At 47.0% G+C, this 16,284-nt stretch carries 16 protein-coding genes and 1 other annotated feature; of the genes, 3 read left to right on the top strand and 13 right to left on the bottom strand.

Going from position 1 to position 16,284, the window contains the following annotated elements:
• Position 1: 1 nt before the first annotated feature.
• The 10 genes from IEX62_RS09850 to IEX62_RS09805 all read right to left on the bottom strand — a co-directional run bounded on the left by IEX62_RS09850 (position 2) and on the right by IEX62_RS09805 (position 8,898).
• Positions 2-616, bottom strand: coding sequence for a hypothetical protein (locus tag IEX62_RS09850; protein ID WP_188775287.1), 615 nt, complete (start codon positions 614-616; stop codon positions 2-4).
• A 39-nt stretch (positions 617-655) separates the two neighbouring features.
• Complete coding sequence (locus tag IEX62_RS09845) at positions 656-1,699, bottom strand: NAD(P)H-dependent glycerol-3-phosphate dehydrogenase (RefSeq protein WP_188775286.1); 1,044 nt, start codon at positions 1,697-1,699, stop codon at positions 656-658.
• Positions 1,692-2,315 (bottom strand): glycerol-3-phosphate 1-O-acyltransferase PlsY, encoded by a 624-nt coding sequence (plsY, locus tag IEX62_RS09840; RefSeq protein WP_188775285.1) that lies wholly within the window; start codon positions 2,313-2,315, stop codon positions 1,692-1,694. Before plsY ends, IEX62_RS09845 begins: the two co-directional genes overlap by 8 nt.
• Before the next feature lie 12 nt (positions 2,316-2,327).
• Complete coding sequence (gene der / locus IEX62_RS09835) at positions 2,328-3,650, bottom strand: ribosome biogenesis GTPase Der (protein WP_188775284.1); 1,323 nt, start codon at positions 3,648-3,650, stop codon at positions 2,328-2,330.
• 331 nt (positions 3,651-3,981) lie between these two features.
• A complete protein-coding gene (gene rpsA / locus IEX62_RS09830) occupies positions 3,982-5,211 on the bottom strand; it encodes a 30S ribosomal protein S1 (protein ID WP_188775283.1) in 1,230 nt (409 codons plus the stop codon).
• 95 nt (positions 5,212-5,306) lie between these two features.
• Positions 5,307-5,888 carry a lysophospholipid acyltransferase family protein gene (locus tag IEX62_RS09825; protein WP_188775282.1) on the bottom strand — a complete coding sequence of 194 codons (582 nt, stop codon included), beginning with the start codon at positions 5,886-5,888 and terminating at the stop codon, positions 5,307-5,309.
• Positions 5,885-6,589, bottom strand: a complete 705-nt coding sequence (cmk, locus tag IEX62_RS09820) for a (d)CMP kinase (protein ID WP_188775281.1) — start codon at positions 6,587-6,589, stop codon at positions 5,885-5,887. Before cmk ends, IEX62_RS09825 begins: the two co-directional genes overlap by 4 nt.
• 109 nt (positions 6,590-6,698) lie before the next feature.
• The gene (locus IEX62_RS09815) at positions 6,699-7,343 is read right to left on the bottom strand and encodes a flagellar brake protein (RefSeq protein WP_188775280.1); all 645 of its coding nucleotides are present in this window, start codon (positions 7,341-7,343) and stop codon (positions 6,699-6,701) included.
• Positions 7,344-7,463: 120 nt separating this feature from the next.
• On the bottom strand, positions 7,464-8,162 hold the full coding sequence (gene prsW / locus IEX62_RS09810) for a glutamic-type intramembrane protease PrsW (RefSeq protein WP_188775279.1): 699 nt from the start codon (positions 8,160-8,162) through the stop codon (positions 7,464-7,466).
• A 124-nt stretch (positions 8,163-8,286) separates the two neighbouring features.
• Positions 8,287-8,898: a genetic competence negative regulator gene (locus IEX62_RS09805; RefSeq protein ID WP_188775278.1), complete on the bottom strand. Its 612-nt coding sequence runs from the start codon at positions 8,896-8,898 to the stop codon at positions 8,287-8,289.
• A gap of 358 nt (positions 8,899-9,256) precedes the next feature.
• On the opposite strand from IEX62_RS09805, the gene IEX62_RS09800 reads away from it, so the two are divergent.
• Positions 9,257-10,192, top strand: coding sequence for a polysaccharide deacetylase family protein (locus IEX62_RS09800; RefSeq protein ID WP_308422639.1), 936 nt, complete (start codon positions 9,257-9,259; stop codon positions 10,190-10,192).
• Positions 10,193-10,329: 137 nt separating this feature from the next.
• Here IEX62_RS09800 and IEX62_RS09795 read toward each other — a convergent pair whose 3' ends face one another.
• Positions 10,330-10,701 carry a hypothetical protein gene (locus tag IEX62_RS09795; RefSeq protein ID WP_188775277.1) on the bottom strand — a complete coding sequence of 124 codons (372 nt, stop codon included), beginning with the start codon at positions 10,699-10,701 and terminating at the stop codon, positions 10,330-10,332.
• Positions 10,698-11,291 carry a CPBP family intramembrane glutamic endopeptidase gene (locus tag IEX62_RS09790; RefSeq protein WP_188775276.1) on the bottom strand — a complete coding sequence of 198 codons (594 nt, stop codon included), beginning with the start codon at positions 11,289-11,291 and terminating at the stop codon, positions 10,698-10,700. The genes IEX62_RS09795 and IEX62_RS09790 overlap by 4 nt, the downstream gene beginning before the upstream one ends.
• 441 nt (positions 11,292-11,732) lie before the next feature.
• Positions 11,733-11,968, top strand: a binding site (T-box leader).
• Positions 11,969-12,266: 298 nt separating this feature from the next.
• On the opposite strand from IEX62_RS09790, the gene serA reads away from it, so the two are divergent.
• The gene (gene serA / locus IEX62_RS09785) at positions 12,267-13,859 is read left to right on the top strand and encodes a phosphoglycerate dehydrogenase (RefSeq protein WP_188775275.1); all 1,593 of its coding nucleotides are present in this window, start codon (positions 12,267-12,269) and stop codon (positions 13,857-13,859) included.
• A gap of 267 nt (positions 13,860-14,126) precedes the next feature.
• Positions 14,127-14,600 (top strand): DUF3592 domain-containing protein, encoded by a 474-nt coding sequence (locus tag IEX62_RS09780; RefSeq protein WP_229685708.1) that lies wholly within the window; start codon positions 14,127-14,129, stop codon positions 14,598-14,600.
• A gap of 246 nt (positions 14,601-14,846) precedes the next feature.
• On the opposite strand, the gene IEX62_RS09775 is transcribed toward IEX62_RS09780, so the two are convergent.
• Positions 14,847-16,283: a HAMP domain-containing sensor histidine kinase gene (locus IEX62_RS09775; protein WP_188775274.1), complete on the bottom strand. Its 1,437-nt coding sequence runs from the start codon at positions 16,281-16,283 to the stop codon at positions 14,847-14,849.
• Between the last annotated feature and the right edge of the window lies 1 nt (position 16,284).

Genomic DNA, 16,284 nt, shown 5'->3' with positions numbered 1-16,284 from the left:
CTCACTCCAGACCCGTCAAACGCAAAATGCGCTGAGTCATATTGGGGTGGAAGCCGTTATGAGCAATCAACTGCCTGATAAGCGCTTCATGCGCCTCCGGCTGCTGCTGAATATGCCTTGCGATCGCTTCATAACGATCCGGGCGATCACGTAGTAAATTGAACACAAGCTCATGTGCAAGTGGCATAAGCTGGATCGATACGGAACCTACCTGTACGATTACCGAAGCAGGATATAGTAGCTTGTCCACATGTACACGGTAGTATGATTCACGCGCTCTCACTTCAAAGTCACCAACCAGCTCGACTGTACATCCATTCGCTTCATAATGACCAAGTGTGGAGCGATACATCCGTGTTTCATTCAGCTCAGGAGCATCCAGCACAGTCAACGTCTGCTGCAAAGCATGATGCAATGATGTGATGGCAGCACCATCGGCATACAGATCAATATCTCGTGGTGATTGCTCCAGCTCAATTCCTTGCAGCAACAAGCTACAGCTACCGCCGAGTAACCAGTCTGTCTGCGGAGCAGACTGACGCAGCGCAGATGTCAGTTCCTCAAGTGCCTGTTGTAACGATGATGGCAATGCCAGCGAATGACCAGGCTTTGTCATTGTACTCTCTCCTTCCGCAGCCGTTAGCAGTGCATTGTATTAAGCATGCCACTGCTTCCAGGTTTCAAGCTTCATCGATTCCATTTCATTTTTCGGATCGCGTCCCATTAACGCCTCGACAGCTGTACGCGGGTCAGCCTGTTCGAATAATACACGATACAATTGCTCAGCAATCGGCATTTGCACCTCATGATGGCGTGACATATCGTGTGCAGCCTGTGTACTGCGTACACCCTCTACAACCATATTCATCGAGTCCATCACTTCATCGAGTGACTTTCCCTGACCGAGCATATAGCCAGCACGCCAGTTACGGCTGTGTTTACTTGTACCGGTTACGACCAGATCGCCAATACCTGCCAATCCAGAAAAGGTTAACGGATTCGCACCGAGTACAGTACCTACACGCACCATCTCAGCCAGACCACGCGTTAATAGCGCTGCCTTGGCATTATCGCCAAATCCAAGACCATCCGATAAGCCAGCTCCAAGTGCAATGATATTTTTCAGTGCACCTGCAAGCTCGACTCCGGTTGTATCCCGATTGGTATAAACGCGAAAATATTCTTCATTCATAAATAGCGTTTGTGCAGCTGCGGCAGCTTTTTCATTCGCAGCAGCAACAACAACAGTCGTTGGCATACGCTTAACGACTTCCTCCGCATGACTTGGACCGGATAATACCACTACATCCTGATCGGGCATTTCCAGTTCCTCGCTAATGACAGTGGACATCCGCTTGAGTGTACCGACTTCAAAGCCTTTTGTCGCATGCACGCACAGCATGTCATGCTCATAGTAAGGCTTCAACTGCTTACATACGTCGCGCATCGCTTTGGATGGGGCGACGATAATGACAGCAGCTGTTCCCTTCATCGCTTCCTCCAGATCAGAGGTTGCAGTAATATTGGCAGGCAATTCCGCATCCGGCAAATAACGATCATTACGATGGTTCGTATTGATCTCTGCCGCCTGTTCGGATGTACGTGTCCATAGCGATACCTGAAATCCGTTATCCGCTAGCACACAGGCAAGTGCGGTTCCCCAACTTCCGGCTACCAGAACAGTCACCTTATCAGACAACGCCAGTTCCTCCCTTGCTCCCCTTGGAGCCGAGTTTACTTTCTGTGCCTTTCATAATGCGTCCAATATTGGCGCGATGACGCCATATTCCAAGTACACAGATTACGATACTAACGACAACAAGCGGTGCCGAATAGCCCATAATTAACAGTGCAATCGGAGTTAATATAACGAAGATCAACGAACCGAGGGAGACGTAACGAGTAATAACGATCGATACAATCGCAATCACACCCGCAAGCAGAGCCGGCACGATACATAGCGTAGCCAGTACTCCAATTGTCGTTGCAATTCCCTTACCCCCACGGAAATTAAAGTAAATCGGCCAGTTATGCCCCAAAATCGCTGCCAGACCACACAGCGCTGGTACCCAGTAATCCGGCGATGCATTAAACGCAACGCCAATCCATACCGCTGCTACACCCTTCAGTGCATCCAGCAGCAGTACAAAAATAGCAGGCCCTTTACCCAGCACGCGCAATGTATTGGTAGCGCCAGCATTGCCGCTACCATGATCGCGAATATCGATACCCTTGATGCCCTTGGCAATCAAAAGACTAAAGCTGATGGAGCCTAGCAAATAACTGATAATGATAGCCAACACAGATAAGATCACGAGCTTCTCTCCTTATTCCTCCGAGGATTTGCGTCGAGTAAAGAGGCGAATCGGCGTACCTGTGAAGTCAAAGGCTGCACGGATTTTGTTATCCAGATATCGCTCATAGGAAAAGTGCATCATTTCCGGCTCATTCACAAATACGATAATCGTTGGCGGCTTCACCGCAACCTGGGTCACATAGTTAATACGCAGACGCTTCCCTTTATCCGTTGGTGGTGGGTTGATCGCAATAGCATCCGATACGACATCATTCAGCAAATGCGTAGGAATACGCATCGCATGCTGCTCAGCTACCTGCTTCACAACCGGTAACAGCTTATGAATACGCTGTTTGGTCAATGCAGACAGGAAGACGATTGGTGCATACGACATAAAGAGGAAGTGATCACGGATGGTGGTTTCAAAGCGCTGCATCGTTTTATCATCTTTTTCAACAACATCCCATTTATTCACGACAAAGATCGCTGCTTTACCTGCTTCATGTGCATAACCAGCCACGTGTTTATCCTGGTCGATAATTCCTTCTTCACCGTTGATAACCATCAGTACAACGTCAGCTCGCTCGATCGCTTTCATCGCACGCATTACGCTGTATTTTTCGGTATTTTCATAAACTTTACCACGTTTACGCATACCTGCGGTATCGATCAGAACATAACGCTGACCGTCTTTTTCAAACGGTGTATCGATCGCATCACGTGTTGTACCTGCTACATTACTAACGATAACGCGTTCTTCACCGAGAATCGCATTCACAAGCGAGGATTTGCCGACATTTGGACGACCGATCAAAGCAACCTTGATCACATCATCATCGTATTCATCGTCTTCCAGCTCAGGCAGCTTGTTTACGATCTCATCCATCAGATCGCCCATACCGCTACCATGACTACCGGACACGCCAATCGGATCACCAAAGCCTACATTGTAAAACTCATAAATATCGTTCATACGGTTCATATTGTCTACTTTGTTAACGGCAACAATAACCGGTTTGCCTGAACGGTACAAAATCTGCGCTACTTCTTCATCCGACTGCGTCAGTCCAGATTTTACATCACACATAAATACGATGACATCTGCTTCTTCAATCGCCAGCTCTGCCTGTACGCGAATCGACTTGAGCATCGTATCTTCTCCGTCTACCTCAATACCACCGGTATCAATAACACTGAATGCCTTACCATTCCATTCCGATGTACCATATATCCGGTCACGGGTCACTCCCGGTCGGTCTTCTACAATTGCCAACCGGTCACCGATCATCCGGTTAAAGATCGTTGATTTCCCTACATTGGGACGGCCAACGATTGCCACTACGGGTCTTGCCATAGGTATAATTCCTCCTGTTCGTTCTTTCCGTTAACCATCATAGCAAAAAACGCCTGTGTTGGCTAACAAATATGCTGTTTTACTACGATTTTCGTATATTGAAAGGAAATTTATGCATATAAACACATAATCGGCGAACCCATTTTCGGATTCGCCGATTATGCTGATCACCTGTATGGGTCGTATGCGCTCGGATGAGTGTAGACGGGATACAGGAGGTGTATTGGTGTGAATGTGGAGCTTGGTTCCTTGCTCGTTTTCCCTTTAAAAGAAGGTGAACCGGATTGAAGCGTTCCGGTTCATGGCGAGCAAGGAGGGCGCTTGCTCTTTATCACTTAAATTTGCTTAGTTTGTCACCGAACAGGTCGCCCAGTGTTACGTTCATGCCCTGGTTGCTCAGGGAAACGTTAGGGTTGTTGATTTCTTCTTGCTTCGGAGCCTTGGATTTGTTTTCGCGTGGTGCTTTTGGCTCTTCTGCTGGTGCTTCTTCTGTTTCTTTGATGCTCAGGCTAACACGTTTTTCGGAAGGATTTACATCCAATACTTTTACAGTAACGGTTTGTCCTTCTTCCAGTACTTCTTGCGGAGTACCGATGTGTTTGTGGGAGATCTGGGAAATGTGAACCAGACCTTCTACACCTGGAGCGATCTCAACGAACGCACCGAAAGTTACCAGACGTTTTACTTCACCAGTAACAACATCGCCTGTGTGGAACTTGTCAGCAGCAGATTCCCATGGACCTGGTTGAGCTGCTTTAATGCTCAGGCTGATTTTGCCTTTTTCCGGATCAACGCGAAGTACTTTTACTTTTACTTCGTCGCCTTCGGACAGTACGTCAGCTGGTTTGTCTACATGTGTCCAAGCGATCTCGGATACGTGTACCAGACCGTCTACGCCACCTACATCAACGAAAGCACCGAATTGAGTCAGACGCTGTACAGTACCTGTCAGCTCTTGACCTTCTTTCAGGTTTTCCATGATGGATTGCTTGTTCGCTTCGTATTCAGCTTCCAGCACGTCTTTTTGGGACAGAATCACTTTGTTGTTTTCGCGATCCAGCTCTTTTACTTTAACGCGCAGTGTGCGGCCTTTGTAATCGCTGAAATCTTCTACAAAATGACGCTCTACCATCGATGCAGGAATGAATCCACGAGCACCAACGTCAGCTACCAGTCCGCCTTTTACAACGTCAGACACAGTAACTTCGAATACTTCACCAGCTTCAAAACGCTGTTCCAGTGTTTCCCAAGCGTTTTCGCTATCGATTGCACGTTTGGACAGAACGAGGCTCTCTTTATCGTCGTTGATGCTGACAACCTTGCATTCTACTTCTTGTCCAACCTGTACCGCATCAGCAGCGCTGTCTACGTGTACTGATGAAAGTTCACGAACTGGAATAATACCGTCATATTTATATCCAATACTTACATAAGCTTGATTATCTTCGATTTTGACGATTGTTCCGGTAACCGTGTCACCTTTGTTTACAGACACCACTTGCTCCAGTGCCTCCTGGTTAGTAACTTCGGTAGTTTCTTGGTTATTGTTTTCTTCCGACATGTCAATACCCTCCTCAATTCAAATCCCATTTATTTAAACTTGTACAAATGCTAGCAATTTTAATCATGCTTCATTTGCCGAGTTCAAAACACTTATTATTGATTTTGCTTCATGAGCTGACGAATCTCAGCCATAATTTTGTCGGTTGCTTCCTCGGCAGTTCCTGTTGCTTCCTTGCCTTTATAAGCAGTCAGATCAACAGGCGGTCCGTAGACAACCTTGATTTTGCTGAACAGCTTGTACTGTCCGATAATAGCGACCGGTACCACTGCTGCATCACTCCGTAGAGCGAATACTGCTGCACCCTTCTTCGCAGCTACACTTTGTGAATTACGAGTACCCTCGGGGAATATCCCCATGATACCTCCTTCACGAAGTACAGTTAGCGCTGTACGGATCGAGTCTTTACTAATCCCTCCGCGCTTGACTGGAAAGGCACCCAGCTTGTTAATGATTGGCCCTAGCACTGGCACCTTGAACAGCTCCTCCTTCGCCATAAAGCGAACTGGACGCTTGATAAAAATGCCGACAATCGGCGGGTCCAGATAGCTGATATGGTTTGAGCACAGAAGTACTCCACCCTCAACAGGAATGTGTTCGGTTCCAATGATTTTTATTCTGAATAATACCCTGTAGACAATACGAAGAACGGCACGAGCGAATCGGTAAAATGTCATCGGGTCTGCCCTGCCATTGCGGTATGAGCAAGCTCCAAAATGCGCGTTGCTACCTCATCAATGCCCATCGTTGTTGTATCCAAAACGATCGCATCATCTGCACATACAAGCGGTGAGAATTCACGCTGCTCGTCGAGCTGATCACGCTGTGCAATCTCCTGTTCCAGCTGCTCCAGTGTAATACTTTCGGAAGCGTCCATTTCGGCAAAACGACGTCTTGCACGCTCCTGAACGGTTGCCGTCATAAATATTTTTAGTTCGGCATCCGGAAGCACATGAGAGCCGATATCGCGGCCATCCATTACAACACCTTTGCGTGAAGCCATATGACGTTGAATAGTGGATAGCTGCAAGCGAACGCCTTCAATTTGTGCATATCGCGATACACTACGATTCACCGCAAGCGTGCGGATCTCGGATGTAACATCAATCTCATTCACCAGAACTTTTTGCCCATTTTCATCGGGTATTAATTCAATCACCAGTTTTTGTGCTTCTTGAAGCACGTTTTCGGCATTGTCAGGCTCAATATTTAATTGAAGCATATGCCATGTTACAGCGCGATACATTGCTCCTGTATCTACATAAATGTAGCCAAGTCGCGTAGCGACTCTACGGGCAATTGTACTTTTCCCCGCGCCGGCGGGTCCATCAATTGCAATGTTGATCTTCCCGTTGTTTTGCAAATCCTGGCGTTCCAAGCGGGAACTCCCCCTCAACCTTATACTCCATTTCAATAAAAAAACAGGCGAAGCCTGCGTCAAGCAAATTATAACACAGTCGATACTAACATGCAAAAGCGCCTGTTACTTATGGATTCCGAAAATCAAACTGTCGTTCAAAGCAATAGCGGATGAGCTTTTGCCGATCTGGCTCTGCAAGGAGTGTATATTCGATTCTACAGCGCGGCGATTCCTGCTTCCCGTCTCCTGCATGCAGCACGACAGCTTCGAGTGGTACATGCTCGATAGCTCCATTTTTCATATGGATCAATAGCCAGCATTCCAGCTCATCTCCACTGCGTAGCTGATGCCCTTTTTCAAGCAGCAGCACCAGATTACCTGCGCTCACCTCAGAAGTCATCGCTGTAAAACGATGCTCTCCTTGCTTAACTGCCACCTCGATCGATGCCTTTACACGCAAATACTGACGTCTTGGTGTAATCGTCAGCTCATTATCTAGCGGACGCCGCAAAATAGCTGTCTCTGCTCCGGCGTCATAGTGTGTAATCTCACTATCAAAATAGTGCTTCGTTCCATCCGTTAATGTAATAAAGCCGCTTACTAGCTGGCCCTGTTCGACTGCTCGCTTCTGCTGCTGGGTGTTCGTAAGCTGCCCGATATGTATGTACTGCTGATCAACGAGGGTCATATCAGCAGCATAAAGCTCTGATGGCTCGCCTGCATCTCCTATTCCAAAATTCAGATATAAACGCTCTGATTGTCTCCAATCCATCGTAAGCACTCCCCGACCCGTCAATTTGAACCAAGCGTATTGCCTGCTTACTTCTTAACATAATATGAAAAGACGGATTTCACAATACCGTTACCGGCTGCAAAATCCGTCTTCTATCGATTACGTATTGATTTCTTCCTCGCGCTTCACAAACCGTAGTGGTGAGCGGCTGTTCGCACGAGCGATCTTGAGCATACCACCGTACCATAGGAACAGCATGAGCGGTACGATGTACCAGAGCCAGTTCTGGGTGAACGTGTTCAAAATGAAATCATACACGCCATGCCAGAAAATCGGCAGGATCAGCGACAGCAGGATGACCCAGCGTCGCTTGCGCGAATTCGTGTTGAATTTGGCTTTGCCCATATAATAACCCATAATCACGCCGAACAATGCATGTCCGGATACCGGCAGCAGCCCGCGTCCAAGCAAGGACATGATCGACATCGAGTTGTACAGGGCATACAGTACATTTTCCAATGTAGCGAAGCCTAGACCGATCGCTACCGCATACACAATACTGTCATACGGCTCGTCAAACTCGGTATGGTTGTACAAAATATGATACAGTATGAACCATTTGATCGTTTCCTCTACACCGGAGGAAATAATAAACGAATCCACATATGGATTATCGCCAAGCCCCAAAATGAGCGCGCGCTGAATAATCATGATCGGAAAGACGATAGCAATACCAAACACAAAAAAGCGGGCGACCAAATGCAGCGGCTCGGTGTCATACTTATCCTTCAGGTAAAAATAAATCAATAGCGCAATGCCCGGAGCGATTGCAGCCATGAGAACTGAAAATAAAGACACCCGTATACCCCCTCATTAATATAGCCCTGCGACCGGCAACATCACCGTAGCATGCGAACAGGAACTCCTTCCGGTCAGCTAGGACTATTCAGAATGAAGGACTACCCGGATGCCTTGTTTTCAATCAGTCATTGCGTTTGAAATGTTCACAAATGGTCTGAATCGCGTTCTCAGACATAACGACTTTTCCATATTCGTCCAGCACGGCTTCGGTCAGTGATGTTGCATCACCAAACTCGGCCAGTACGGCGATCAACGCAGCATGCTTGGACATGTCCACATCCGCGGGATCAAGCGTGAATACCCATTGGTCTCTGTAATGATACAGTCGACCAGCTTCGGTTACATTTTGCGATAATGTATGTGCTGCTTCGATTAACGTCTCAAAATCCTTAAAGGAATACGCGATAAAATCGGTTTCCTCCAGTGTGACTTCCATTTCGTATATCTCATCTGCCAGATCATCTTCGTTCATCGTACCGAGATGCTGATCATATTTACCGCGAGTAACGATCACTACCATTCCCTGCGCCGGAAGTGCAAATACTTCAACAGCCAGAGGACCAGTAGCATCAAATCCAAGCTCTGTATAGGCCTGATCCATCATTTCAGTGAACAGGTCATGCACCTTGGGAATCTCCTGCCACATATCTTCCTTTTGAATCCCGCGCTCAGTCAGATCGTCAAACGTAAGGAAAATCCGTATTTTGTCTGAGCTCAATCTTTCTATTTTCATGATAGGATCCCCCTTAAAAACATAGGTTATGACAACGGTGAATGACCGGTCATTTATTCCCTATTCATTTGATGATAAATATAGCGATGCTATATTCACTATGTTACCATTTATTATCCGCAAATGCACGTAATAAAACGCTTCGGACATAATTCCTCGATTTGGTGCGGAATTCGGGCATAAATCAACCATTTATGATTCATCAAACGAGCGTTAAGGTTAATAGGATGCCGTGCGTTTACGAGATGTAAAATTAGAGGGATGGTTGATTTTCTGTTCCTTTTATGGGTTTAATTTACATAGCGATGCGTACATGTGATCAACACGCACCCCAATACATAATGGAAAAGAGCTGAATATGATGAAAAGCAAAACAGCAGCCTGCATGCTTCTCTCGCTTCTGATATTATCCGCGTGCAGCAGTCCCGCAACCAACCAGAGTGCTCCAGCAGAGAACACCAGTCAGCAAAGTGAGAACGCTCCAGCGGCTTCCTCAACTAACAATGAAGGCGCGGCAACCGACGAAGCGAGCTCCAATGGTAGCGGCGATACGACAGCAGCAGGCTCGACCGATGCTACAGCTTCTTCTACCACTGGAGGAGCAGCGACCGGCAACAATGAGGGCACCGCTGCTACTGGCGACAAGGCAGAGGCAGCCTACACGTACCATATGAACAAAAGCTATAACATCGTACCGAATGAAGAATCCGAAGCCACTCCAAAAAAAGTCGTTTTGCTCACATTTGACGATGGCCCCAAGGACGAAAAAATGATCAACAGTATGATGGATACGCTGGATAAGCACAATGCGAAGGCGATTTTCTTCGTAAATGGCTATCGGATTAAAAGCCATCCAGAGCTGCTCAAGCTGATTCATGATCGTGGCGGTGTTATCGGTAATCATACATATGACCATATCGTGCTGAAAAAGGAATCGAAGGCAAAGGTAACTCAGCAAATTGAGGACACCCAGACATTGATTGAGAAAACGATTAATGTCTCTCCACGCTTTCTACGCGCACCGAATGGCGCTACCAACGATACGGTGCATGAGCTTGCGAAAAAGCATGATATGCTCTACATGAACTGGTCAGTCGGCTCACTGGACTGGGTCAATCAGAAAGACCCGGATGCGGTAATTACGAACGTCATGGATCAGCTTCATTCCGGCAGCATTATTCTGATGCATGAGCTGCCGTGGACGGTTGAGGCTCTGGATCGCCTGCTGACCAAGCTGGAAGCCAAAGGCTATACCTTTGTTGATCCGAATGTGATTGATAATAAGATGCAATAAAGGCAGCTTCCAACCTGTAACTGAAAAGAAGCCAAAAAACGCAGAGCCGGATCATCATCCGCACTCTGCGTTTTTTGCTATGTTTATCGTTCGCTAAAGCGAGCTACCCTAGAAGCGGCACTTACTCTTCTGCTAACTCACATCGTCAGCTGCTTGAACCAGCTCCATGTGAGCGTGAAGCCCGACAGCTTAAAGCCCCACCAGAGCAGCATCCCTGTGAGCACAACAAACATAAAGATCAGGTAACCGTAGAAAAATTTTGCCAGCTTGATTTTACGAGATGGATAGATCGTGCTGCGAGGCGCGTATTCCTTATCCTCTTCTTCCTCTTGACCAAGCTCATGCTCTGCTGCTTCTCCATTTGGTTGTAATGGTTGATATGACGCTTTCCTTACCGTTCGTGATGACCGATTACTACGACCTCCAGGCACCTTAATTCGCCCACTCGTAAGTAAACCTTCATCCCGATGAGTTCCATAGCGTTCCAACCTGCTTAGACGTTCGCTCATTTTTCCCTCCGCAACGAAATAATCAGACCGGATATCAGGTCAATCATAAAATGACATAAGATAGGTGCCCATAATGTACCGGATTCAATATAAATATACCCAAGCGCATAGCTACTGACAAACACCCAGCCTGTAGGAATCCAATGACGTAGATAACGAAAATGAATCGCCGCAAACAAAATGCTCGTCCAGTACGGCCCAAACGCATATTGAATCGCACCACGGAACAACAATTCCTCACAGATACCGACCATGAGTGTAATGATGATAATATGCCATAACGGACGATTTTTGAAAATCATCTCGTTAATGCCGCCATCGTCCATACTGCTCTCTGGCACAATACGTGAGATAAATAGATCAACCAGCAGCATCGCTGCTGCAAGCCCTAGCCCCCACCAGATAAACTCGAAGCCTGGCGGTAAAACGAGCAGCGAGAACGGATTACGTCCTTGCAGCCAGATCCAGATCAGACCAGCAATCAACGTGATCCCCTGTGTTAAATACAAATTAGCAAGCAACAGACGATCTGTAAGTTGTTCGGGCTGCACCCGTTGTAATTTGAATGAACGGAACTTCTTCTTTTTCATAATCACGATCCTTTGGATGACGGAGCACACGGTGAGGTGACCGTTTAGTCTGGAGATAACTATTCCTACATACGCTCCGGATGGCAAGAAGTCGCACCCTTATGTAATATTGCATAGATGGCAAAACAATCCCCGCCAGTCAGCAATACAGCATTCCGAGCATGTATTATAGCATGTTCATTAGAGCTGTCGGAGCCCCTGTATACAAATCGTTCGCTGTGCCTATACAAGCGATCCATTACAGGTACCTATACGCCTATTTTTGTCGTTCAGCACAGTTATGATTGTATTATCTCACATTCCTGCGTTACAATAAAAGCCAGATACAGCGAATACGTATGTTATGACGAGTGAGTCACTTTAATATTCGTGTTTTTAATTTAAAATCGTTATTGACATGCCATGTAACCCATGATACATTATGAAACAATTAAATCAACACGAACGCCAATGAAGGAGAAAAGCTTCAGTTCAGGTTTTCAGAGAGCCGGTGGTTGGTGCAAACCGGTAAGCCTGTCGTCGCTTTGAGCGCTCCGGAGTCACTGTATTGAACATGTTAGTAGGTACAGTCGGATGATCCCGTTAACGATCCGGTCAAGTTCCAGCTTGACCATAAGGCTTGCTCTTGTGAGAGAGCAGCGAATTAGGGTGGTACCACGATAGCTCTCGTCCCTTTGCTACGATCGTAGTATGCGGATGAGTGCTTTTTTTGTATGAATTTCGCTTCGATGCGTTACTGCGTTCATCCACTAATCAGCCATAGTTAATCAAAACCTCGAACAGGGCATATGCGCCCCAAACAATGATCTTCCATGCTTCAGACAGACCCTATTTAATATTAACATTTGCTACTGCGTGTCAGCGCTGGCGACAGTAACAGATGTTCATATAAATTTTGCTGTACTTTGCAAGTTACAATGACCCATCATACGTACAATGACGAAGGAATGACCATTTTGGAGGAGGAACAATAACATGTTTAAGGTACTGGTATCCGATCCGATCAGCGATCTGGGAATTCAACAGCTGGTGGATGCAAACGATATTGAGGTAGACAAAAAGACAGGCCTCAGTGAAGATGAGCTCGTTGCGATTATTGGTGAATATGATGCACTGCTCGTACGCAGTCAAACAACCGTTACTGCTCGTATTATGCAAGCGGCAACGAAGCTGAAGGTTGTTGGACGCGCAGGTGTTGGTGTTGACAATATCGATCTGGAAGCTGCTACACAGAGTGGGATTATCGTTATCAATGCTCCAGATGGTAATACGATTACAACGTGTGAGCATACCTTTGCCATGATGATGGCGCTAGCGCGTCATATTCCACAGGCGTATGCCAAAACCATCGGTGGTACATGGGATCGTAAATCTTTCCTCGGCGTCGAACTACGTAACAAAACACTGGGCGTACTCGGTATGGGACGCATCGGTAGCGAGGTAGCCAAGCGTGCCAAAGCATTCGGTATGGACATTCTCGGTTATGATCCATTCCTTACGCAGGAGCGTGCGGAGAAAATGGGCGTGAAGCTGGCGAGCGTAGATGATATTTTGCAGAACGCAGACTTTATGACAGTGCATACACCACTAACACCGGAAACGAAGCATATGATCTCCACTCCACAATTTGCCATCATGAAAAAAGGCATGCGCATCGTGAACTGTGCACGCGGCGGTGTTGTGGATGAGCTGGCACTTGTTGAAGCGATCAATGCAGGCATTGTAGCTGGCGCAGCGTTCGACGTATTTGAAAGTGAGCCACCACAGGCAGATCATCCATTCCTGCACAATCCGAACATTATCGTAACGCCTCACCTGGGTGCTTCGACTGTAGAAGCACAGGAAAATGTAGCGATCGACGTGTCCGAGCAGGTGCTACACATTCTGCGTGATGAGCCGTTCAAAAATGCAGTCAATATGCCTCCAGTGGCAGCTAGCGTTATGAACAAGCTCCAGCCATACTTCGGTCTGGGTGAAAAGCTGGGTAGCTTTGCCGCTCAAATCTCTGCACAGGCGATTCAGGAAATCCGTATCGACTATGCAGGTGAGCTGTCCGAGGTGGATACACAGCCGCTGACACGTTATATTTTGAAAGGCATTCTGTCCCGTCATCTGGGCTCGGAAGCGAACATCGTGAACTCGCTTCATCTGGCGAAGGTGCGCGACCTGAATGTGATCGTAACGAGCGCTCCATCCACTCGTGGCTTTACGAACCTGATCACCGTGACGCTGACTGCACAGGATGGCAGCACACAGCAGGTAGCTGGCACACTGCTGAGTGGCTATGGCGAGCGTATCGTGCGTATTAACGACTATTCGGTTGACGTACTGCCAGCCGGTCACCAGATTCTCGTATCCCATACGGATAAACCAGGTATCATCGGTAATGTTGGTTCCCTGCTCGGTCAAAAGAACGTGAACATCGCGTCCATGCAAGTGGGACGTAAAATCGAGGGTGGCGAAGCGATTATGATTCTGACCGTCGATAAAGATGTACCGAAGGATGTGCTGCTCGGATTGGTCGAGCTGCCAAACCTGAATACGGCACAGGTTGTTGTACTCGTATAATAAAAGGATTCTTATCCTTACCGTTATGTGAGTGTATGTATTAAATAGATCATTGAGATTACCACTATAGCTAGATCAAAGCCTGCTATCGCGCAAATCGGAACATGATTGTATCGTCCTCTATCGCACGGGACGAGGATCATTTCAGGTTAGTATCGATAGCAGGCTATTATTTTATGAGCTAGTGAACGATATATATAAGAAGTAGGGTATTGCAATTCCTTACTACTATTCATATCCATATTACATACTAGGAGTTTTTAAACGATGTCGATTGATTTTAATGTGTACTGGTTTCATTTTAGTTCGCCTTTACTGGCACCTCTATTTGCTCTGGTCGGATTGCTGATGCTGTATCTCGCCTTTTATATGCTGAAAAAGCACCGATATCGCAAAAGACATTGGATGCGTACGACAGGTACAGTCATCGATGCAAATCTGGATATCGATGTGGATATTACGCCGTTTGATCGTGAAGATCCTGTGGACACTCGGTATACACGCGAATTGAAGATCGAATTTTATACCACTTCCGGTCAACGCATTCAATTTGGGAATCCGTACAGCACCAGCGTTTCCTTCCAGCGTCTTGGCAAGCGAATGAATATTATGTACAATCCACAGCGTCCACAGCAAGCCGTCATTGCAAGCGGCGTGAATGGTGCTGGCTGTATGATTACCTCGATTATTTTGATGGGTCTGGCATTTATAGCAGGTGGTATTCTGGGCATTATATTATAAGAGTATCCCTCTAAACGAAAGAAATCAGATAACATAACAAAAAGCCTCTGTCACAGCGTTAGCGTGGCTCTCTGCATGTACATTTGTTGACCCCCATAAGGGCTTCTAATGTCCATTGCGAAGAGCACTACGATGTGACAGAGGCTTTTAATATGATTCCATCCTACTACGTTCACTTTTTAAATAGATTAGATGATCTTCTTGAGCATGCTATCTATCCGATTAGGCACGTTTAGCACCAGGTCGCTACACGCGATTCGTATGACGTATCGGCAGCAGTAACGTAAAGGTGGTTCCCTTCCCTACCTCGCTATCCGCATGAATCGTCCCATGATGTGCTTCGACAATGTTGCGTACGATGGCAAGCCCCAATCCTGTACCACCGGATTCACCGCGCACACGTGCTTTGTCGGCTTTATAAAAGCGTTCAAATATATGCGGCAGATCCTCCTGCGGAATACCAGCTCCAGTATCCGTAAACGTTACCTTCACCTGCTCATCCTTGAGCACTGCCTGTACAGTTACCTGTCCACCTGCTGGTGTATGACGGAATGCATTGTCGAGCAGATTCGTAAATACCTGCTCTAAGCGATCTGTATCCGCTTCAATGAGTAAGGGCGTTGGCTGACAACCTGCCTCCAGCTTCAGATCGCGTTCCTTCGCACGCACGGAAAATTTGCGATCCATACGTTCAACGAGCTCATTCAGCTTCATTTCGCCAAAGCTCATATCCATATGCCCGGCTTCCATACGCGATAGATCGAGCAAATCCTGTACGAGACGGCTCATTCGCAGCGATTCCTCGTAGATCACCTGTACCAGCTCATCGCTCTCTTCCTTCGAGGAAGCCATGCCATCGAGCAATGCCTCGCTATAGCCCTGAATCATTTGCAGTGGTGTGCGAATCTCATGCGATGCATTCGCTACAAAGTCACGTAGCATCTTCTCGGTACGCACCTCTTCGGTGACGTTACGCAATACAGATACCGTACCGTGTACATCATTAGCTGAATAGAGCGGAGTCATATTGACCGCCCATACCTGCTGCTTCACATGAATATTGGAGCTTTCCTCCTGGCGCTCGCGAATGACACGCTCAAACAGCGGGTAGAGCGGCTCCGGTACACGTGATACCGCTGTGGCTGTATCGGTATCATCGTCTTCCTGCCCACCATGCTCCCAGCCTGTTTTATGCCAGCTATCCATAATCATCTCGCCCAGCGGATTATGCAATATCATATTGCCCTGCTTGTCAAAGGTAATAACAGCATCGCCCATACTACGCAGTACGCTCGCCATTTGCTCCTTTTCCAGCTGTAGGCTCTGAATATTGCGCTCCAGCTCCTCTGCCATATGATTAAAGGCACTTGCCAGCTGACCGATCTCATCACTCGTATGCAGGGCGACACGCGTATTGTACTTTCCTTTACGGATCGCATCGGTTGCCTGAATAAGCTGTTGCATCGGCTGTGTAATCTTAGTCAGCAAAAATAGGGCAAAAAATGTCGTCATCGTAAAGCCGATAATCGACACATACGTAAACAACCGCTTAATCGCATCGGAATTCGTAAAATTCGTATCGATATAGGGCAGCAAAAATAGCCCCAGTGTCAGCAGCACACAGGCAACGAGCCCGCTAATCGTCAGCCATAGCTTACCGACAAGTGTTCTCCAGAAATCCACG

Source organism: Paenibacillus hunanensis (assembly GCF_014645615.1).
In the GTDB taxonomy this organism is placed as follows: domain Bacteria; phylum Bacillota; class Bacilli; order Paenibacillales; family Paenibacillaceae; genus Saccharibacillus; species Saccharibacillus hunanensis.
Note: the sequence above shows the minus strand (reverse complement) of the source record. Positions and strands in the feature narration are given on the sequence as shown.

Excerpts from the sequence above, each read along its gene's own strand:
- IEX62_RS09815 (WP_188775280.1), bottom strand. The coding sequence starts at position 7,343 with ATGGATTGGAGACAATCAGAGCGTTTATATCTGAATTTTGGAATAGGA.
- IEX62_RS09795 (WP_188775277.1), bottom strand. The coding sequence starts at position 10,701 with ATGAGCGAACGTCTAAGCAGGTTGGAACGCTATGGAACTCATCGGGAT.
- IEX62_RS09790 (WP_188775276.1), bottom strand. The coding sequence starts at position 11,291 with ATGAAAAAGAAGAAGTTCCGTTCATTCAAATTACAACGGGTGCAGCCC.
- IEX62_RS09850 (WP_188775287.1), bottom strand. The coding sequence starts at position 616 with ATGACAAAGCCTGGTCATTCGCTGGCATTGCCATCATCGTTACAACAG.
- IEX62_RS09780 (WP_229685708.1), top strand. The coding sequence starts at position 14,127 with ATGTCGATTGATTTTAATGTGTACTGGTTTCATTTTAGTTCGCCTTTA.
- IEX62_RS09825 (WP_188775282.1), bottom strand. The coding sequence starts at position 5,888 with ATGACATTTTACCGATTCGCTCGTGCCGTTCTTCGTATTGTCTACAGG.
- IEX62_RS09805 (WP_188775278.1), bottom strand. The coding sequence starts at position 8,898 with ATGAAAATAGAAAGATTGAGCTCAGACAAAATACGGATTTTCCTTACG.
- der (WP_188775284.1), bottom strand. The coding sequence starts at position 3,650 with ATGGCAAGACCCGTAGTGGCAATCGTTGGCCGTCCCAATGTAGGGAAA.
- IEX62_RS09800 (WP_308422639.1), top strand. The coding sequence starts at position 9,257 with ATGATGAAAAGCAAAACAGCAGCCTGCATGCTTCTCTCGCTTCTGATA.
- serA (WP_188775275.1), top strand. The coding sequence starts at position 12,267 with ATGTTTAAGGTACTGGTATCCGATCCGATCAGCGATCTGGGAATTCAA.
- rpsA (WP_188775283.1), bottom strand. The coding sequence starts at position 5,211 with ATGTCGGAAGAAAACAATAACCAAGAAACTACCGAAGTTACTAACCAG.